The sequence below is a fragment of the Pseudoalteromonas sp. Hal040 genome (assembly GCF_037162425.1).
Lineage (GTDB): Bacteria > Pseudomonadota > Gammaproteobacteria > Enterobacterales > Alteromonadaceae > Pseudoalteromonas > Pseudoalteromonas gelatinilytica.
Genome location: NZ_JARLUU010000001.1, coordinates 1,767,880 through 1,784,843, shown reverse-complemented (window position 1 = coordinate 1,784,843; position 16,964 = coordinate 1,767,880). Strand labels below are relative to the sequence as shown.

General features: G+C 40.7%; 12 protein-coding genes. 8 read left to right on the top strand and 4 right to left on the bottom strand.

Going from position 1 to position 16,964, the window contains the following annotated elements; all coding sequences use genetic code 11:
* Positions 1-35 precede the first annotated feature (35 nt).
* From astE to P4S60_RS07990, 4 genes are all read left to right on the top strand, one after another.
* Positions 36-1,091, top strand: a complete 1,056-nt coding sequence (gene astE / locus P4S60_RS08005; protein ID WP_337115590.1) for a succinylglutamate desuccinylase — start codon at positions 36-38, stop codon at positions 1,089-1,091.
* Between the two features lie 269 nt (positions 1,092-1,360).
* Positions 1,361-2,575 (top strand): thiamine pyrophosphate-dependent dehydrogenase E1 component subunit alpha, encoded by a 1,215-nt coding sequence (locus P4S60_RS08000; protein ID WP_337115589.1) that lies wholly within the window; start codon positions 1,361-1,363, stop codon positions 2,573-2,575.
* The gene (locus tag P4S60_RS07995; RefSeq protein ID WP_337115588.1) at positions 2,575-3,552 is read left to right on the top strand and encodes an alpha-ketoacid dehydrogenase subunit beta; all 978 of its coding nucleotides are present in this window, start codon (positions 2,575-2,577) and stop codon (positions 3,550-3,552) included. The genes P4S60_RS08000 and P4S60_RS07995 overlap by 1 nt, the downstream gene beginning before the upstream one ends.
* An 8-nt stretch (positions 3,553-3,560) precedes the next feature.
* A complete protein-coding gene (locus P4S60_RS07990) occupies positions 3,561-5,120 on the top strand; it encodes a dihydrolipoyllysine-residue acetyltransferase (RefSeq protein ID WP_337115587.1) in 1,560 nt (519 codons plus the stop codon).
* Between the two features lie 51 nt (positions 5,121-5,171).
* On the opposite strand, the gene P4S60_RS07985 is transcribed toward P4S60_RS07990, so the two are convergent.
* The gene (locus P4S60_RS07985; RefSeq protein WP_337115586.1) at positions 5,172-6,344 is read right to left on the bottom strand and encodes a putative manganese transporter; all 1,173 of its coding nucleotides are present in this window, start codon (positions 6,342-6,344) and stop codon (positions 5,172-5,174) included.
* A gap of 71 nt (positions 6,345-6,415) precedes the next feature.
* Positions 6,416-8,041 (bottom strand): M28 family metallopeptidase, encoded by a 1,626-nt coding sequence (locus tag P4S60_RS07980; protein ID WP_337115585.1) that lies wholly within the window; start codon positions 8,039-8,041, stop codon positions 6,416-6,418.
* 110 nt (positions 8,042-8,151) lie between these two features.
* Between P4S60_RS07980 and P4S60_RS07975 the strand changes: the two genes are divergently transcribed.
* The 4 genes from P4S60_RS07975 (at position 8,152) to P4S60_RS07960 (ending at position 14,163) form a co-directional block, all read left to right on the top strand.
* The gene (locus P4S60_RS07975) at positions 8,152-8,964 is read left to right on the top strand and encodes a DUF3025 domain-containing protein (protein ID WP_063705081.1); all 813 of its coding nucleotides are present in this window, start codon (positions 8,152-8,154) and stop codon (positions 8,962-8,964) included.
* Positions 8,961-9,749: an ABC transporter ATP-binding protein gene (locus P4S60_RS07970; RefSeq protein WP_337115584.1), complete on the top strand. Its 789-nt coding sequence runs from the start codon at positions 8,961-8,963 to the stop codon at positions 9,747-9,749. The genes P4S60_RS07975 and P4S60_RS07970 overlap by 4 nt, the downstream gene beginning before the upstream one ends.
* A complete protein-coding gene (locus P4S60_RS07965) occupies positions 9,742-10,950 on the top strand; it encodes an ABC transporter permease (protein ID WP_063705085.1) in 1,209 nt (402 codons plus the stop codon). Before P4S60_RS07970 ends, P4S60_RS07965 begins: the two co-directional genes overlap by 8 nt.
* A 174-nt stretch (positions 10,951-11,124) precedes the next feature.
* On the top strand, positions 11,125-14,163 hold the full coding sequence (locus tag P4S60_RS07960; RefSeq protein WP_337115583.1) for an ATP-binding protein: 3,039 nt from the start codon (positions 11,125-11,127) through the stop codon (positions 14,161-14,163).
* Here P4S60_RS07960 and P4S60_RS07955 read toward each other — a convergent pair.
* Positions 14,160-14,993, bottom strand: coding sequence for a UDP-2,3-diacylglucosamine diphosphatase (locus P4S60_RS07955; protein ID WP_337115582.1), 834 nt, complete (start codon positions 14,991-14,993; stop codon positions 14,160-14,162). The genes P4S60_RS07960 and P4S60_RS07955 overlap by 4 nt on opposite strands.
* A gap of 140 nt (positions 14,994-15,133) precedes the next feature.
* Entirely contained in the window at positions 15,134-16,858 is a 1,725-nt protein-coding gene (locus P4S60_RS07950; protein WP_337115581.1) for a proline--tRNA ligase, read from the bottom strand.
* Positions 16,859-16,964 lie beyond the last annotated feature (106 nt).

Here is a 16,964-nt window from a genome sequence, read left to right as displayed (position 1 = left end):
TGTATTCTACTCTCACGCATTTTTAGGATAGAACAATGAGCTATTCAACCCCGTCATATCTCGACGAATTAAAATCTACCGGCGACTTCTTAACACTCACTCGCAGCAATGAATTTTCACTTGAGCCAACGTCATTCACCCTTGAAAATGGCACAGAGGTCACAATTCATGATACGGGTATCATTGAGTTTCAACCAACACAGCAAACAAACAAAGATATTGTGCTTTCAAGTGCTATCCATGGTAACGAAACTGCGCCAATTGAGATCTGCGATCAATTAATTAAGTCAATCATTACAAACGAACTTGAACTAAAGCAGCGTGTTTTGTTTATTTATGGTAATCCTAAATCAATTAATATCGGTAAACGTTTTGTCGATGAAAACTTAAACCGCTTGTTTAATGGTCATCATACTGTAGAAGGTATTGCCTCAAACCCTGAGCGAGTGCGTGCAAAGCTACTTGAAGATGTGGTTGCTGATTTCTTTGCTAGAGGCAGCGAGGGGAGTGAGCGTTTTCATTATGATCTACATACGGCAATTCGTGGCTCTAAAAATGAAAAGTTCGCAGTGTATCCTTTCTTACATGGTAAACCATGGAAAAAATCACAACTGCAATTTCTACTTAGCTGTGGCGTAAATACAGTATTAATGATGAAATCTGCAGCTACCACCTTTAGTTACTACTCATCGTTTGTACATGGCGCTGATTCGTTTACTGTTGAACTAGGCCAAGTAAAGCCATTTGGTGAAAACGACATGTCACGATTTGAGAAAACCAAACAAACTTTAATTGCATTAATTAGCCAAGAATCTGTTAAATACAAAGAATTCAATGCAGAAGACTTTGAGTTGTTTTCAGTTTATAGAACAATAAACCGTACTTGCGAAGACTTTAGTTTTCCATTTGCTGATGATGTCGAAAATTTCACCGGGTTTGCGAAGGGGGAATTATTAGCTGTAGATGGTCAGACCAGATATGAAGCGGATTTAGACGGTGAAGCAATTATCTTCCCAAACGCAGATGTAGCCTTGGGTCAGCGCGCTTTGCTTACCGTTATCCCAATGCAAGTTGATAGAAACTTTATTTAAAATCTCTGCATTAACACCCATCTAAATTAAGTTAACTGTATGACTTTTAATGTTTTATTGTGTTGTATAGTTAACTTTCCATGCGTTTTTAGCCATTTAGCGCCTATTCGTCTATGATTAGTTGAATAACAACTTACGTTAACGTAAAGTGACGGCAGTTTAATTTAATTAGATTGAATATTGCGCAAACTTTATCCTTACAGCTTATGCTGATAAAAATACAAATAAGGGCAGTTGCGTAGGTTTCTGACAACGAAAGAAGGTAGGTTATGAGTAATCCAAATAACGTATCGCTAAACATTAATCATGAACTGTCATTTATTGATGGTCACGCATTAACGATCCCTACATTAAGCATTCTTAATGAGGAAGGCGACATCTACGAAGGTGCAACCGCACCTGATATCGACAAAGCAACAGCAATCCGTTTATACGAGACAATGCGTTTTATTCGTGCACTGGATGAGCGTATGCAGGCTGCACAGCGTCAAGGTCGCGTAAGCTTCTACATGCAATGTTTAGGTGAAGAAGCGGCTGTAACTGCATCAGCAGCAGCCCTTGATCAAAACGACATGATCATGGCTCAATACCGTGAGCAAGCTGCTCTACGTTATCGTGGTTTTAGTCTTGACCAATTCATGAACCAAATGTTCTCAAATGAAAAAGATTTAGGTAAAGGCCGCCAAATGCCAATTCACTATGGCTCTCGCGAACTTAACTACATGACCATTTCATCACCGCTTGGTACACAAATTCCACAAGCAACAGGCTATGCGTACGGTCAAAAAGTACGTCATATCGATGCCCAAACTGGCGAGTTAAATAGCACAATTGATAACATCACTATTTGTTATTTCGGTGAAGGTGCTGCCTCTGAGGGTGATTTCCACGCTGGTTTAAATATGGCTGCGGTACATGAAGCACCTGTTATCTTCTTTGCACGTAATAACGGCTATGCGATTTCAACACCTGCAGAAGAGCAGTTTAAAGGCGATGGTATTGCATCACGTGGTGTTGGTTACGGCATTAAAACAATCCGTGTTGATGGTGCTGATGCACTTGCTGTTTATGCAGCAACGAAAAAAGCCCGTGAAATCGCGACTACTAAAGGCGAACCAGTTTTAATTGAATCGATAGCCTATCGTCTAGGTGCTCACTCAACCAGTGACGATCCAAGCGGTTACCGTAGTAAAGATGAAGAAGCGAAACATAAAGGCTGTCCAATCGAGCGTTTCCGCAAATGGTTATTAAAGCAAGGTTGGTTAGACGAGGCGCAAGACGCTAAAGATAAAGAAGCTATTCGTGAAGAGATCTTAGCGGCTCTTAAGCGTGCAGAGAAGGTTGCAAAACCTGCTTTAGAAGAGCTTATTTCTGACGTATACGATACGCCAATTCCATCACTGCAAAAACAATACGAACAATTAAAAGAACATATTTTGCAGCATCCTGATGCTTATCCAACAACTGCAGGGAGATTAAAGTAATGGCTAAAATGAACATGCTTCATGCAATTAACTCTGCCCTTGATATCACTATGGCAGAGCATCCAAATGCCTGTATTTTTGGTGAAGATGTTGGTTATTTTGGTGGTGTATTCCGTGCTACATCCGGCTTACAAGAAAAATATGGTAAGCACCGTGTGTTCAATACACCATTAACAGAACAAGGTATTTTAGGTTTTGCCAATGGCTTAGCGGCATTTGGTGCACCAGCTTTAGCTGAAATTCAATTTGCTGATTATATTTTCCCTGCATTTGACCAAATCGTGAATGAATCAGCTAAGTTCCGTTACCGTAGCGGTAATGAATTTAATGTTGGCAACCTAACAATTCGCACCCCTTACGGCGGTGGTATTGCGGGTGGTTTATATCACTCTCAATCACCAGAAGCTTATTTTGCTCATACACCAGGTTTGAAGTTGGTTGTACCGCGTAACCCGTATCAAGCAAAAGGCTTACTTCGTGCTTCAATCAAAGACAATAACCCTGTTATTTTCTTTGAGCCGAAACGTTTATACCGTGCATCAACTGGCGAAGTACCAGAAGAAGATTACAGCATTGAGCTTGGTAAAGCTGAAATCGTACAAGAAGGCACTGATGTCACTGTACTTGCTTGGGGTGCGCAGATGGAAATCATCGAAGATGCCGCTAAAAAAGCAGCAGAGCAAGGTATTAGCTGTGAAGTAATCGACCTACGTACCATTTTACCGTGGGATGTTGAGACTATTGCTAAATCAGTGACCAAAACGGGTCGTTTAGTGGTTAGCCATGAGGCACCTATTACCAATGGTTTTGGTGCAGAAATCGTTGCAACAATTCAACAAGAGTGTTTCTTGCACCTTGAATCGCCAATTGCTCGCGTGTGTGGTTTAGATACACCATACCCATTAGCACTTGAAAAAGAATATGTGCCGGATGCACTTAAAGTGCTTGCTGCGATTAAGCAATCAGTAGAGTTTTAGGAGTCAGTATGTCTAAAGATTTTATCTTGCCAGATATCGGCGAAGGCATCGTAGAGTGTGAAATTGTTGAATGGTTAGTGGCAGAGGGCGAGTCAGTAAAAGAAGATCAGCCTATTTGTGATGTTATGACCGACAAGGCGCTTGTGCAAATTCCTGCTGTTCATGATGGTGTGATCAGTAAGCTTTATTATGCAAAAGGTGATATTGCAAAAGTTCATGCGCCATTATTTGCTATGGATGTTGATGGCGAAGCACCAACACAAAGTGAAGAAACGCAAGCTCCAGCAGTTACAACAGGGTCGGCTGAACACTTAGAAGACTTTATTTTACCAGATATCGGTGAAGGTATTGTCGAGTGTGAAATTGTTGAGTGGTTAGTCAGTGAAGGTGACGAAATCGTTGAAGACCAAGCTGTGTGTGATGTTATGACAGACAAAGCATTGGTGCAAATTCCGGCTAAATACACAGGTAAAGTAGAAAAGCTTTATTATCAAAAAGGCGATATTGCGGCGGTTCACAGCCCATTATTCCAAATGAGCATTGCCGGCCAAAGCGCAGAGCCAGATGTAAGCTCAGCGGTAGTTAAAGCACAAACAAATGCAGCGACTAAACCTGCACAGAAGCCTGCGGCTTCAACAAACTCTAGCAAACAACTTAATAAGAAAGCAGTTGCTTCACCGGCTGTTCGTCGTAAAGCCCGCGAACTTGATGTTGATTTAACACAAGTACCAGGCTCTGGTAAAAATGGCCGTATTTATAAGCAAGATATCGAAGATTTCTTGAATGAAATGCCAAGCCAAGCAGCATCACAACAAGCTGCGCCAAAAGCGGCAGAGCCTGTATCAACTATTGCGTCTGCTGGTGGTCGTCGTGTTGAGTCAATTAAAGGCATTAAAGCGGCAATGGCGAAGCAAATGGTTGCCTCAGTTTCGACAATTCCTCACTTTACTTTCTGTGATGAAATTGACCTCACTAAACTGATTGCAATGCGAAGTGAGCTAAAAGAGCAGTATAAGCAACAGGGCGTTAAGCTCACGATGATGCCGTTCTTTATCAAAGCACTGTCGTTAGCGATTAAGCAATTCCCAGTGCTTAACTCGCAAGTGAATGATGATTGTAGCGAGCTAACTTACTTTGATGATCATAACATCGGTATGGCCGTTGATTCTAAGATTGGTTTACTCGTACCAAACATTAAATCATGTCAATCTAAGAGTATTGTCGATGTTGCTAACGAAGTTACCCGCTTAACTGAAGCGGCACGTGATGGTCGTGTTTCACCAGATGATTTGAAAGGCGGCACTATTAGCATTTCTAACATCGGTGCGATTGGTGGCACAATTGCAACCCCGATCATCAATAAACCTGAAGTAGCGATTGTTGCTTTAGGTAAACTTCAACATTTACCTCGCTTTGATGCGCAAGGTAATGTGATTTCAGCAGCAATTATGCAAGTAAGTTGGTCTGGTGATCACCGTGTGATTGATGGCGGAACAATTGCTCGCTTCAACAACTTGTGGAAGTCTTATTTAGAAGATCCTGCAAAAATGATGATGGCGATGAGCTAAATCAGTAAGCATTAAAAAACCAGCCTTGGCTGGTTTTTTTAATGCTACGGATTATATGCCGTAAAAATACAGCCCATAACCGAGTAACAGCGCAGGTATTGTTGAATACACTGTCGCCATTAGTGCAGCTTTTGGTGCTAAGGCGATAGCTGGGAATAGGGCATCGCCATCATTTGAAATTGCATTGGCCGCCATCGCACTAAATGGAATAATACCTTGTATATACAGTGTCATCACAACAATTTGTGGCCCGCAGCCAGGTAATAAGCCAATAGCCACAGCCACCAGCGGTGCAAGATAAGCATACTCAGAAAACCAGGCTGTTAAATCAACACCAACTAGGTTAACGAGAATTTCAAACAGCATAAAACTGGCAACAACCCAGGCAGTAACAAAGTGCGTGTCCATTAACACTTTCGTGAGTTTTGAGGGAGGTGTGCAAGGCGCTTCTTCACTGGTTACTTGTTTATAACTGCTGCCTTTTGATGAAAGTGCCCATACAACCACAGTAAAAAGTGCCATGATTGAGCCAAACAGGGTGATGCCAGTGTTAGCGCTATGACTAAATGCGCTAAGATCAGAGTTGGTCGCTATGACAGAAGCAATAATTAAGCTTGGTACTAAGGTAAATTTCCAAATAGGTCGGCTAAACTTCAAAGCCCTTGGTTGGCATTGTGGCTGCTCGCTATATTCACCCGCTTCATCAGGTTGAAATTGATTGGGGTTATGAAAGGTATTAACTATCTGACCGCTAATAATACCCACTGCAACACCGATAAACATCATTAATAAACCATCAAGCGGGCGGGTTGCTAAAAGTAAAAAGGCGGCATCGCCCATGGTTGCTGTTAATACGGCAACGACAGAGCCAAAGCTAGCTTGCTTTTTGGTAAATTGGGTTACAACGATTATCGCACCCCCACAGCCAGGTAAAGCACCTAAAATAGACGCAAAACTCACCTCTAAAATGCCTGATTTAGCGCGTAAATAGCTAAGCTGCAATTGAGGAAGTCGATCAATAAGGTAGTAATAGATTAATAAGGTGGCTGCAACAAACACAGATACTTGAAAAAAAGCATCACTTAATGCTTGTAGGGTAAACTCTCGGGTTGCAGGTATTGCTAGGGCTATTAGCAATAAAAGAGGTAAAAATAAGCGTTTATTGTCCGTAATATAACACCTCGCTTTGTGTGGAAAAAACCTCGTTTGTGTCAATGAAAGCATACAGTGCAACCTATCAATTAATCAGGTTACACTGTAGTATCAAATTAAATGAAAATCAATCTCATTTACATCTATTTGCGTTGGAACTCAGAAGTCGCATTCCAAGTCGGCCATTCTTTACGTTCAGAGATATCAAAACCTACTTGATAGAATAACTGAAGGTCCTGAACGGCACCTGATAAATCCCACTCATCGCGGTAACGGTCACATGGCTGATGGTAACAACCACGAAGCACTAGGCTCATACGCTTACGGTAATTTGCAGTTTCTTCATCAAGAGCTTCACTACCACCACCGGCATACATTGCTGGGACACCCATGTTTGCAAATGCAAAGTGATCAGAGCGGTAGTAACCACCTGAAGACGGTTTAGGATCGCCAGATACTGTACGACCTTGTGCTTTTGCAGCTGTTTCTAGCAGGCTATCCATTTCTGATTTACCAATACCAACAACACTGATGTCTTTTACCTTACCTAATAGGTTTAAGCTATCCATATTGATGTTAGCAACCGTTTGAGACGCAGGGATCACTGGATGTGCAGCGTAATACTTTGAGCCAAGTAGCCCTTGTTCTTCTGCAGTAACAGCTAAGAATGTCATTGAGCGACTAGGGTGCTCAGGTAAAGTAGCAAATGCTTCTGCAACTTCAATTAAACCCGCTGTGCCTGTCGCATTATCGTGGGCACCATTATAGATTTGGTCGCCTTTGCGGGTTTTATCAGTACCAAGGTGATCCCAGTGAGCAGAGTAAATGATGTGCTCATTAGGCTTTTCGCTACCCGGTAACGTCGCGATAAAGTTATACGAAATTGATTTTTTGATTGTGTTGTTTACTTCAACGCTCGCAGTTAGGTCGCCCATATCAACATGGTAAGCGCCTTTTGCCGCATTAGCTTTCATGGTATCGAAATCTAAGCCTGCTTTTGTGAAAAGCTCTTTAGCAACATCAGTTGTTACCCAGCCTTCAACAGCCACACGATCCATGTTGTTATTTTCTTTTTGGAAACCAAATTGCTCACCGCTCCATGAGTTTTCAACAACAGACCATGGATAAGAAGCTGGTGCTGTTTCGTGGATGATAATCGCACCTGCTGCACCTTGACGGCTTGCTTCTTCATATTTGTACGTCCAACGACCGTAATAGGTCATGGCATCGCCCGTGAATAAATCAGGGTTTTTAGTTGCAAAACCTGGATCGTTTACCAGCATCACAACAGTTTTGCCTTTGACATCTAAACCTTCGTAGTCGTTCCAGTTGTACTCTGGTGCATTAACACCGTAGCCAACGAATACTAATTCAGAATCTTTAATACTGTGTTTTGCACTAATACGGCTGCTACCCATTACCATGTCTTTTTTGTATTGGTAGTCTTTACCGCCAATGCTAAGAACCATGTTTGAGTCTGCTTCAAGTGAAACAAGCGGTACTTCTTGTAAAAAGCTATCACCGTTACCCGGTTCGAAACCAAGCGCTTTAAATTGCTCTGTTAAATAGGCAAGCGTGAGCTCTTCACCTTTAGATGATGGTGCACGACCACCGAACTCGTCAGACGCAAGCACTTTAATGTGCTCTGCAAGTTGCTCTGCGTTAATGCTTTGATAGGCTTTTTCGACATCACTTGATGTGATACTTGTTGAAGCACAGCCAGCAAGAATGGCACTTGCAAGTACTGTGAGTGGAAAATAGCGTTTCATAATAGCTCTTTTTTTGTTTTATGGTGGCATTAGTATATGAGGTTCTATTAATGAGAACCAGTTTTTACGGTAAACTACCCACAATACATCAAGAAGTTAAAAATTAAGCAATGAAACGATTTACTGCTCCTGAGCAATGGTCAACGCAATACCTTACAACGGGTGCTTTTAGTGACCTAGCAACACTATTTAAGATCGATAAACTGTCTGATTGGCCATCTTGCCAATGGTTTAGTCAATACCTCAATGCCGAAACGTCACAAGGCACTGCGATTAGTTTTGTTGAAGATGAAAAGTTTGCAGATGAAACCCGTTATTATGAGCAAATCATATTTGAGACAGGGCAAGTACCAACCAGACAACAAAATTGGCATGATCTTTTTGGTGGCTTTATTTGGTGTTTATTCCCAAAAACCAAAGCCTTGATCAATCATCAGCATATTGAAGAAATTAAACTACATGGTCTAAAAGAGCGTAGTAAACACCGCAATGCGCTTACTTTATTTGATGAATGCGGCGTGGTTCTCGCGATTACTGAGCAAAGCTGGCAGCAGCAATTACGCGACCATCAATGGCAGCAGGCCTTTGTAGAACAACGTGAACAATGGGGAAAGAGTATTAGACCATTTATGTTTGGTCATGCTAATTACGAAATGCTTACTCAGCCGTATATTGGTTTAACGGGTAAAGCATTATTTGTAATTGTACCTAATGACATATTTTGTAAAGATTTAAGCGAGCAATATGCGTATCTAGATCAACGGCTTTATGAGATGATAAAAGTCGATGATTGTTTACGTGATAATAAAAATTTATCACCTTTACCCTTGTTAGGCGTACCAGGATGGTGGACTGACAATGAAAATCCAGAATTTTACAGTAACACTGATTACTTTAGACCGAAACGAAGGAAACGCACATGATTGAAGTGGCAGGGCTTAAAAAGAAGTTTAAGCTAACAAAAGATCATAAAAAAAATAAAACGGACAACATAGATCCCCGTGAAGATAAAGAGTTTTTTCATTCTGTAAGAGACGTCAGCTTTCAATGTAACAAAGGTGAAGTGCTCGGTTTACTCGGCCCAAATGGTGCTGGTAAAACAACCACCCTTAGAATGATTTCAACAGCATTAAAACCCGATGAAGGCAGCATCACCATTTCTGGTCACGATATTGTTAAAAAGCCTTTAGTTGGCCGCAAATCAATTGGATTTCTGTCAGGTAGTACAGGCTTATACGGTCGTTTAACGGTCAAAGAAAACGTCGAGTATTTTGCTCGCTTACATGGCATGAGTAAAAAAGCAGTCGCAGCACGTTGTGACGAGTTATTCTCCTTACTTGATATGCACAATTTTATTGATAAACGCGCCGAAAACCTCTCAACGGGTATGAAGCAAAAAGCCAATATTGCTCGTGCAGTCGTTCATCACCCTGACGTGGTTATACTCGATGAGCCAACGACTGGCTTAGACATTATGACTACACAAACCGTAATTAACTTTATTCGTGGCCTTAAAGAACAGGGTACACCGGTTATTTTTTCAACCCACCATTTAGATGAAGTTGCGTTACTGTGTGACCGTGTTGCGGTGATAAACCAAGGTATCAGTTGCTTTGATGGCACTTTAGATGAGTTTAAACAAACGGGTCAAAGCGAAGAGCTAAACCAAGCGTTTATGAATATTTTGACGGAGAGTCGTGATGTTTGAAGTATTTAAAAAGGAATTACGAGAGCTTTTGCGTGACCGTAAAACATTGATTTTCGTGGTCGCATTACCAGTTGCTGTTTTCCCATTATTATTTGCAATAATGGCCTTTATCAGTTCACAAGCGGCGTTAGAGGCAGAACAAGAGGTCCACACTTACGCCATTATTAATGGTAACTATGCACAAGAGTTTACAGATAAGGTGTTTTACCATAAAAGCTTTGCTTTATATAAAGGCGACGAAACCTTTAATACAGTAGAAGAGCTCACCAAAGCGGTTAAAGCAGGCACCATCGACATGGGGATCTATTTACCGTCAGACGCAAAGCAAACACTAGATGATGCTAAGCAAAGCGAATGGCAAGTTGTTTATAACGACGCTAAGGCGATTAACTTTTTGTTTGACCGTGTAAAAGAGCTTGCAAAAGAGTATGGCGATAAACTGCGCACGACAAAGCTATTAAGTTTTGGTGTTTCAGAGCAGCAGCAAGCCGCCATTATTGAGCCTATTAAAGTGGTGAAAGTCGATACAGCAGATAAACGTGAAAATCTCGGTGAGAAAATTGGCGGATTTATTCCTTACCTACTCATTCCTCTCGTATTAATGGGCGCAACATATCCGGCGATTGATCTCGGTGCTGGTGAAAAAGAGAGAGGCACACTCGAAACCCTTCTACTTACACCAATCACACGTACACAACTTGTATTAGGTAAGTTTGTAACTTTACTCGCTTCTTCAATTGCAACAACCACCATTACCGTTCTCAGTATGGGGGTGTGGATATCAGTGGCTATTGCATTTGTAGATTTAGCAGTTGTTAAAAACGCATTTAGCTCTTTAACAGTATTAGATTTAGGGCTGATTTTTGTGTTGTTATTGCCTATAGCTGCAATCTTCTCATCATTAGCGCTGGCTATTTCTATTTATGCGCGAACCTTTAAAGAAGCACAAAACTACATGGCACCACTAAGCATGGGTGTCATTTTTCCAATTATGGTTGCTTTAATGCCGAATGTTGAACTGACGAGCAAAACCGCTTTTATTCCAGTGACAAACGTTGCGCTGGCAATAAAAGAAATCATTAAAGGCACCGTCGATTACACACTTGTGGGTTTAATTTTCCTAGCGACAGTGATTGTCGCAGGTGCATTACTCGCATTTTGTGTTAAATGGTTTAATAAAGAAGATGTCTTATTTAGATAAGCGATTTATTGATTTTACCTAATGATAAAGCACCATTTTGGTGCTTTATTTGTTTATGAGCTTATCTAAGTGCTTGCTAGTTCTTATTAATTAATATTTTTTCTGTATACTCGTCCTTTGTTATCAATCTCTCCTATACTCTATTGCAGAGTAGAAAAGAAGGCTTTCGATTCAATGGATTCTGGACATTCAGCGCATTTCTATCAACGTCATAAATTACCAATACTGGCATTCTGTATTCTTTTAGTATTGGGCATTTTTGTTACTGTAAAATATGAATATGATCTACGAGAAGATGTGTTCACTCGCACCTTTGAACAGATGCAGCGAGAGCTCGACACTAAAGAAAGTGTATTAAAAACAAGTTTAAGAGAGAATATTTCAGCACTTAACTTCTTAGATTCAACCCCGCCAGTGCTTGCAATCATGCGTGCTACAAATGATCAAAATATAGATCCCGTTTTAGGCACGCCTATCTCAGCATGGAAAGACCGCCTAGCAAAAATCTTTACTGGTTTTATGTCAACAGATAAAGACCTCGCACAAGCTCGGTACATTTATATTGCTGATAATGGCAAAGAAGTTGTGCGGGTTGATAGTTCAAATGGTCAGGCTTATAGAGTGGCTGATGACAAGTTACAACACAAAGGCCAACGTGATTATATACAAATTACGGCAAAGCTTGAAAATGGCCAAATTTACATTTCACCCATTAACTACAATCGTGAAAATGGCCGTTTACAACAGCCTTATATCAGTACATATCGGATTGCCAAATTAGTAAAAGATAATGAAGGTAAGCCGTTTGCAGTGTTGATCCTCAACTATTATGCAGCCGATTTGCTTAATAAGCTTACCAGTAACACCGCTGATAATCTGTCAATGTATTTATTAAATGCGCAGCAACAATTTATCTATCATCCAAAGGAATCATACCGTTTTAGTTTTGAGCTGGATGATGCTCATTATTGGTCTGAAGAGTTTAGTACTGAACAACAAATGGCAGGCGTTGATTTTTTTGATGTAGTTAACTTGCCCGAAAAATTATATGTTCAGAAAATTATTGAGTTTAACAATGGCGTTCAAATGCAGCCACTGACATTGGCTGTCTCAATAAATACAGATACATTGCTCAATGAAATACATCAAAAGCGATTAAGGTTTATTGGCATATTATGCTTAATTATTTTTGCAGTCATGATGTTATTTATAGTGTATCAACGTGACATCAACAGAAAAATTGAGCTCAGTTTTTTAAAAGAAAAAAACAGCAAAATAATTGAAAGCTCAACAGATGCCATCATTATGGTTCAGCCAAATGGCGTTATTTGTAATGCCAATGAAACTGCAAAAACATTTTTTGGTATCAAAGAACAAACGACCCATTTTGATACTTTATTTAATTATAATGATGAAGATTTTCAAGGGATTGGACAAGCCATAAAAGAGGGGCAGCGATGCTCGTTTGAAGCAGTCCACATTAGCAAAGATAACACACACTACTTTTCTATCACTATGGCACCAGTCTTTGATGCTGCAAAACAGCAGTACCAAATAGCTGCCATACTGCGCAATATCGATTCACTAAAGTGCGCTCAACATCAACTTGAAAAGCTTAATGTTACTTTAGAAGAAAAAGTAAAAAGTCGCACAGCAGAACTTGAAAAGGCGACCGAAGAAGCATTAGCGGCCAGTAAAGCGAAAAGTGAATTTGTCGCTAATATCTCCCATGAAATCCGCACTCCGATGAACGGTGTTCTCGGTATGCTGGAAATGCTTGAAGAAGAGCCATTATCTACTCAGCAAATGCAATACTTACACTACGCGAATACCAGTGCAAACTCATTGATGACATTGATCAATGACATTCTCGATTTTTCAAAAATAGAAGCTGGTAAACTTGATTTAGATAGTCACGCGTTTGATGTTGTTTCAGTGTGCAGTGATTTAATAACGTCTATGGCTGTTCAAGGACAGAAAAAAGGCCTTGAAATACTGTTTGATGCGCATGCTATTACTCAGCGAACCGTGATGGGTGATAGCCACCGCTTAAAACAAATTCTCAATAATTTATTGAGTAATGCATTTAAATTTACCCACAAGGGTCATGTTAGCTTAACGGTAAAAGAGCAGCTGCATTCACACAATACCCTTTGCCTAAGCTTTGTTGTTGAAGATACAGGTATTGGTATTTCAAAAGAAAACCAAAGTAAATTGTTCGAAGTGTTTACACAAGAAGACTCAAGTACAACGCGCCATTATGGCGGTAGTGGCTTAGGACTTTCAATCAGTCGAAAACTCGCTCAGTTAATGGGGGGCGATATTATCGTAGAGAGTGAAAAAGGTCAGGGCAGCCGATTTTGGGCAAGTATTTGTGTATCAATAAGTGAATCGCCAAAAGGTCAACATCAGATCAATCTACTTAATGATAAACAAGTAGGCTGTGCGCTTCATTATGATTTACTAGCTAGCAATGTTGAGCTGCAACTAGAAACACTATGTCAGCATCATCGACCTACAATAACACGTTTATCCGATGTATCTGAAAACGCCTTTAAACAATTAGACTTACTTATTATCGACCATAAACACCCTGATTTTAATACTGTTTTAGGTTTAGCATCACACTATCCAGATAAACATGTATTAATTTTAGGTGTAATGGCATCTCTTAAGCAAAAGCAAACATTACCAGGTAACTGTACGGTTATAGCAAAACCAGTGACCCCGGATGAATTGGCTTATAAACTGGCTGTGTTGTTCAATGATAAAGACTCTGTAATTGAGCGTAAATCCCCTGATGAAAAGGAACGTATTGAACTGGATTTAACATCTCGCTCAGTGCTTATTGTCGACGATAACATGATCAACATTGAAGTGAGCAAAGCGATTTTAAGAGATAGCCATGTGCATATTGAGTCTGCCGGTGATGGTCTAGAAGCAATTGAGGTATTAAACAACAGTGATACTCAGTTTGATCTGATTTTAATGGATTGCCAAATGCCAAACTTAAACGGTTATGACTGTACTAAAGCAATCCGACAAGGTAAAACAGGTCCAAGGTATCAAGATGTGGTGATCATTGCGATGACCGCAAGCGCCATGGCTGGTGATAGAGAAAAATGCTTGAGTGTTGGCATGAATGACTATATTACCAAGCCCATTAAACAAGCCACATTGCGCAAAAAGCTCTCAATGTGGCTGAAAGCTTAAGCGGCATCTTGGTTTTTATTTAATGCAGGTTTAGGTGTCAGTGTACTAATGTCTGCAGAGTGAATCACTTTTTGTGTTTCACTCCAATGTAGTAGCTCAATACGGCCAGCACTGTTTTCAACTAACGCAGTACAGTTTTCAATCCAGTCACCATCATTGCAATATAAAATGCCATCAACCACTTTAACGGTTGGGTGATGAATATGCCCACAAATGATGCCATCGACGGCTTGTTTTTTTGCTTCGTGAATGGCTGCTTTTTCAAATGCATCAATCGCTTCGCGCGCTTTATGCACTCGTGCTTTGATCCAAGAGGCCAATGACCAATAATTACCACCAAATAAACGGCGAATGCGATTAGTCCAGCGATTTAAAAATAGTAAAAAGTCGTATCCTGCATCGCCTGCAATACTGATTAATTTGTTGTAACGCGTTGCTGAGTCAAAATCGTCGCCATGTAGAAGTAAAAACCGTTTGTTGGCTTTTGTGGTATGGATATATTGCTTATGTACTTCGATACCGAATAATGAATCATTAGCATAATGGCGAAAGGTTTCGTCATGGTTTCCCGGTATATAAATGACGCGCGTGCCATCTTTCGCTTTTTGTTGAATAAGCGCTAGCACATCGTAATGGCTTGGGTGCCAGAAAAATTGCCGTTTCATTGACCATAAATCAACAATATCACCGACCAAATACAGTACATCGCATTCAATGGCATTTAAAAAGTCTAGTAAGTACTGCGCTTGGCAGTCTTTGTAACCTAAGTGAACGTCGGAAATCCAAACGGCAGAATAGTGGGTTTTACTACTGCAAGTGGTGTTATTCATGGCATTTACTCATGGTGTAATAAAGTAAATGCTAGGTAGGAACGATGACAGTTAAAAGACGCTTTAACGAAACATCTATGACAATTAATAAAACAAAAAAACCGCCGAAGCGGTTTTTATATTTTGTAGAGCTGACTAAATTAGCCTTTAGTCAATGCTGCGATCTCTGCCACTGCAGTGTCTAAATCAAGCATTAACTTTTCACCAGTACGACGGTTTTTAAGTTCAACCTTGTTTTCGTCTAGGTTACGCTCACCAATAACGAGTGTGAAAGGTACACCTAGAAGTTCCATATCGTTAAACATTACACCAGGGCGCTCTTTGCGGTCATCAAATAACACGTCTAAACCGGCTTCTTTCAAGCCTTTGTATAGGTTTTCAGCGATATCAGGAATACGATGAGACTTATGCATGTTCATTGGTACAATTGCTAAGTCAAATGGTGCGATTGGTTGTGGCCATTTAATACCGTATTGGTCATTGTTTTGCTCAATTGCCGCCGCGACGATACGTGAAACACCAATACCATAACAACCCATTGTCATTATTTGGTTTTTACCAGACTCACTCAGTACGCCTGCTTTCATTGCTTCTGAGTATTTAGTCCCTAGTTGGAAAATATGACCCACTTCAATACCACGTTTGATTTGCAGTGTACCTTGACCACAAGGGCTTGGGTCACCTTCAACGATGTTACGAATATCGGCTACTTCGTAGTTTTCTACATCGCGATCCCAGTTGATACCACTGAAGTGTTCGCCATCTTTGTTTGCACCCGCAACAAAGTCAGCTAAAACATTAGCAGAGCGGTCAACAATGATTGGCATTGTAAGGCCTACTGGACCTAATGAACCTGGTTTTGCACCAATAGCAGCAACGATATCTTCCTCTTTCGCCATTTCAAGCGGTGAGTCTACTAGTGGGTGTTTTTCAGCTTTTAGCTCGTTTAACTCATGGTCGCCACGTAATACAAGGGCAACTAAACCACGTTGTTCGTTTTCATCTGGCGCACCATACACGATTAATGTCTTAACACCGCGATGAGGTTTAACACCATAATGTTCTTTCAGCTCAGCTATGGTTTTTGCATCAGGCGTTGGGAACGCTTTTAACTCTTTGCTTGCTGCTGGGCGTTCTTCAGCCGGTGCTAATGCTTCTGCTTTTTCAATGTTTGCAGCGTAATCACTTGCATCACTAAATGCGATTGCATCTTCACCTGACTCTGCAAGTACATGGAACTCATGTGAAACGCTACCACCGATAGAGCCGGTATCCGCGATAACAGGGCGGTAATCAAGACCAAGACGCTCGAAGATATTACAGTAAGCTTTGTGCATTACTTGGTAAGTTTTCTCTAAACACTCATCACTTAAGTGGAAAGAGTAAGCATCTTTCATGGTGAATTCACGGGCACGCATTACACCAAAGCGAGGGCGAACTTCGTCACGTACTTTAGTTTGTACTTGATATAAAGTAAGTGGTAATTGCTTATAAGAGCTCACTTCTTTACGCACAAAATCAGTGATCACTTCTTCGTGAGTTGGACCAAGGGCAAATGGGCGGTTGTGACGGTCATTGATACGCAGTAATTCAGGACCGAATTGCTCCCAACGACCAGACTCTTCCCACAGATCAGCTGGTTGGATAATTGGCATTAACATTTCGATAGCGCCTGCTTTATCCATCTCTTCACGTACAATGTTTTCTACTTTTTTAAGTACGCGTAAACCAGAGGGCAACCATGTATACAAACCCGACGCAACGCGGCGGATCATGCCTGCTCGTAGCATTAATTGATGAGAAACAATTTCTGCATCAGACGGAGTTTCTTTAAGTGTTGCGAGTATATATTGACTGGTACGCATCTCTATTCCAAGTAGTGTTAAAATTATTATCGTTTACTCAAGACGTTTGAGTAGTAACAAGGCGCTAAGTTTACCAGTGGACGCACTGACACTAAAGCGCTATGTG

Excerpts from the sequence above, each read along its gene's own strand:
- astE (WP_337115590.1), top strand. The coding sequence starts at position 36 with ATGAGCTATTCAACCCCGTCATATCTCGACGAATTAAAATCTACCGGC.
- P4S60_RS08000 (WP_337115589.1), top strand. The coding sequence starts at position 1,361 with ATGAGTAATCCAAATAACGTATCGCTAAACATTAATCATGAACTGTCA.
- P4S60_RS07995 (WP_337115588.1), top strand. The coding sequence starts at position 2,575 with ATGGCTAAAATGAACATGCTTCATGCAATTAACTCTGCCCTTGATATC.
- P4S60_RS07990 (WP_337115587.1), top strand. The coding sequence starts at position 3,561 with ATGTCTAAAGATTTTATCTTGCCAGATATCGGCGAAGGCATCGTAGAG.
- P4S60_RS07985 (WP_337115586.1), bottom strand. The coding sequence starts at position 6,344 with ATGCTTTCATTGACACAAACGAGGTTTTTTCCACACAAAGCGAGGTGT.
- P4S60_RS07980 (WP_337115585.1), bottom strand. The coding sequence starts at position 8,041 with ATGAAACGCTATTTTCCACTCACAGTACTTGCAAGTGCCATTCTTGCT.
- P4S60_RS07975 (WP_063705081.1), top strand. The coding sequence starts at position 8,152 with ATGAAACGATTTACTGCTCCTGAGCAATGGTCAACGCAATACCTTACA.
- P4S60_RS07970 (WP_337115584.1), top strand. The coding sequence starts at position 8,961 with ATGATTGAAGTGGCAGGGCTTAAAAAGAAGTTTAAGCTAACAAAAGAT.
- P4S60_RS07965 (WP_063705085.1), top strand. The coding sequence starts at position 9,742 with ATGTTTGAAGTATTTAAAAAGGAATTACGAGAGCTTTTGCGTGACCGT.
- P4S60_RS07960 (WP_337115583.1), top strand. The coding sequence starts at position 11,125 with ATGGATTCTGGACATTCAGCGCATTTCTATCAACGTCATAAATTACCA.
- P4S60_RS07955 (WP_337115582.1), bottom strand. The coding sequence starts at position 14,993 with ATGAATAACACCACTTGCAGTAGTAAAACCCACTATTCTGCCGTTTGG.
- P4S60_RS07950 (WP_337115581.1), bottom strand. The coding sequence starts at position 16,858 with ATGCGTACCAGTCAATATATACTCGCAACACTTAAAGAAACTCCGTCT.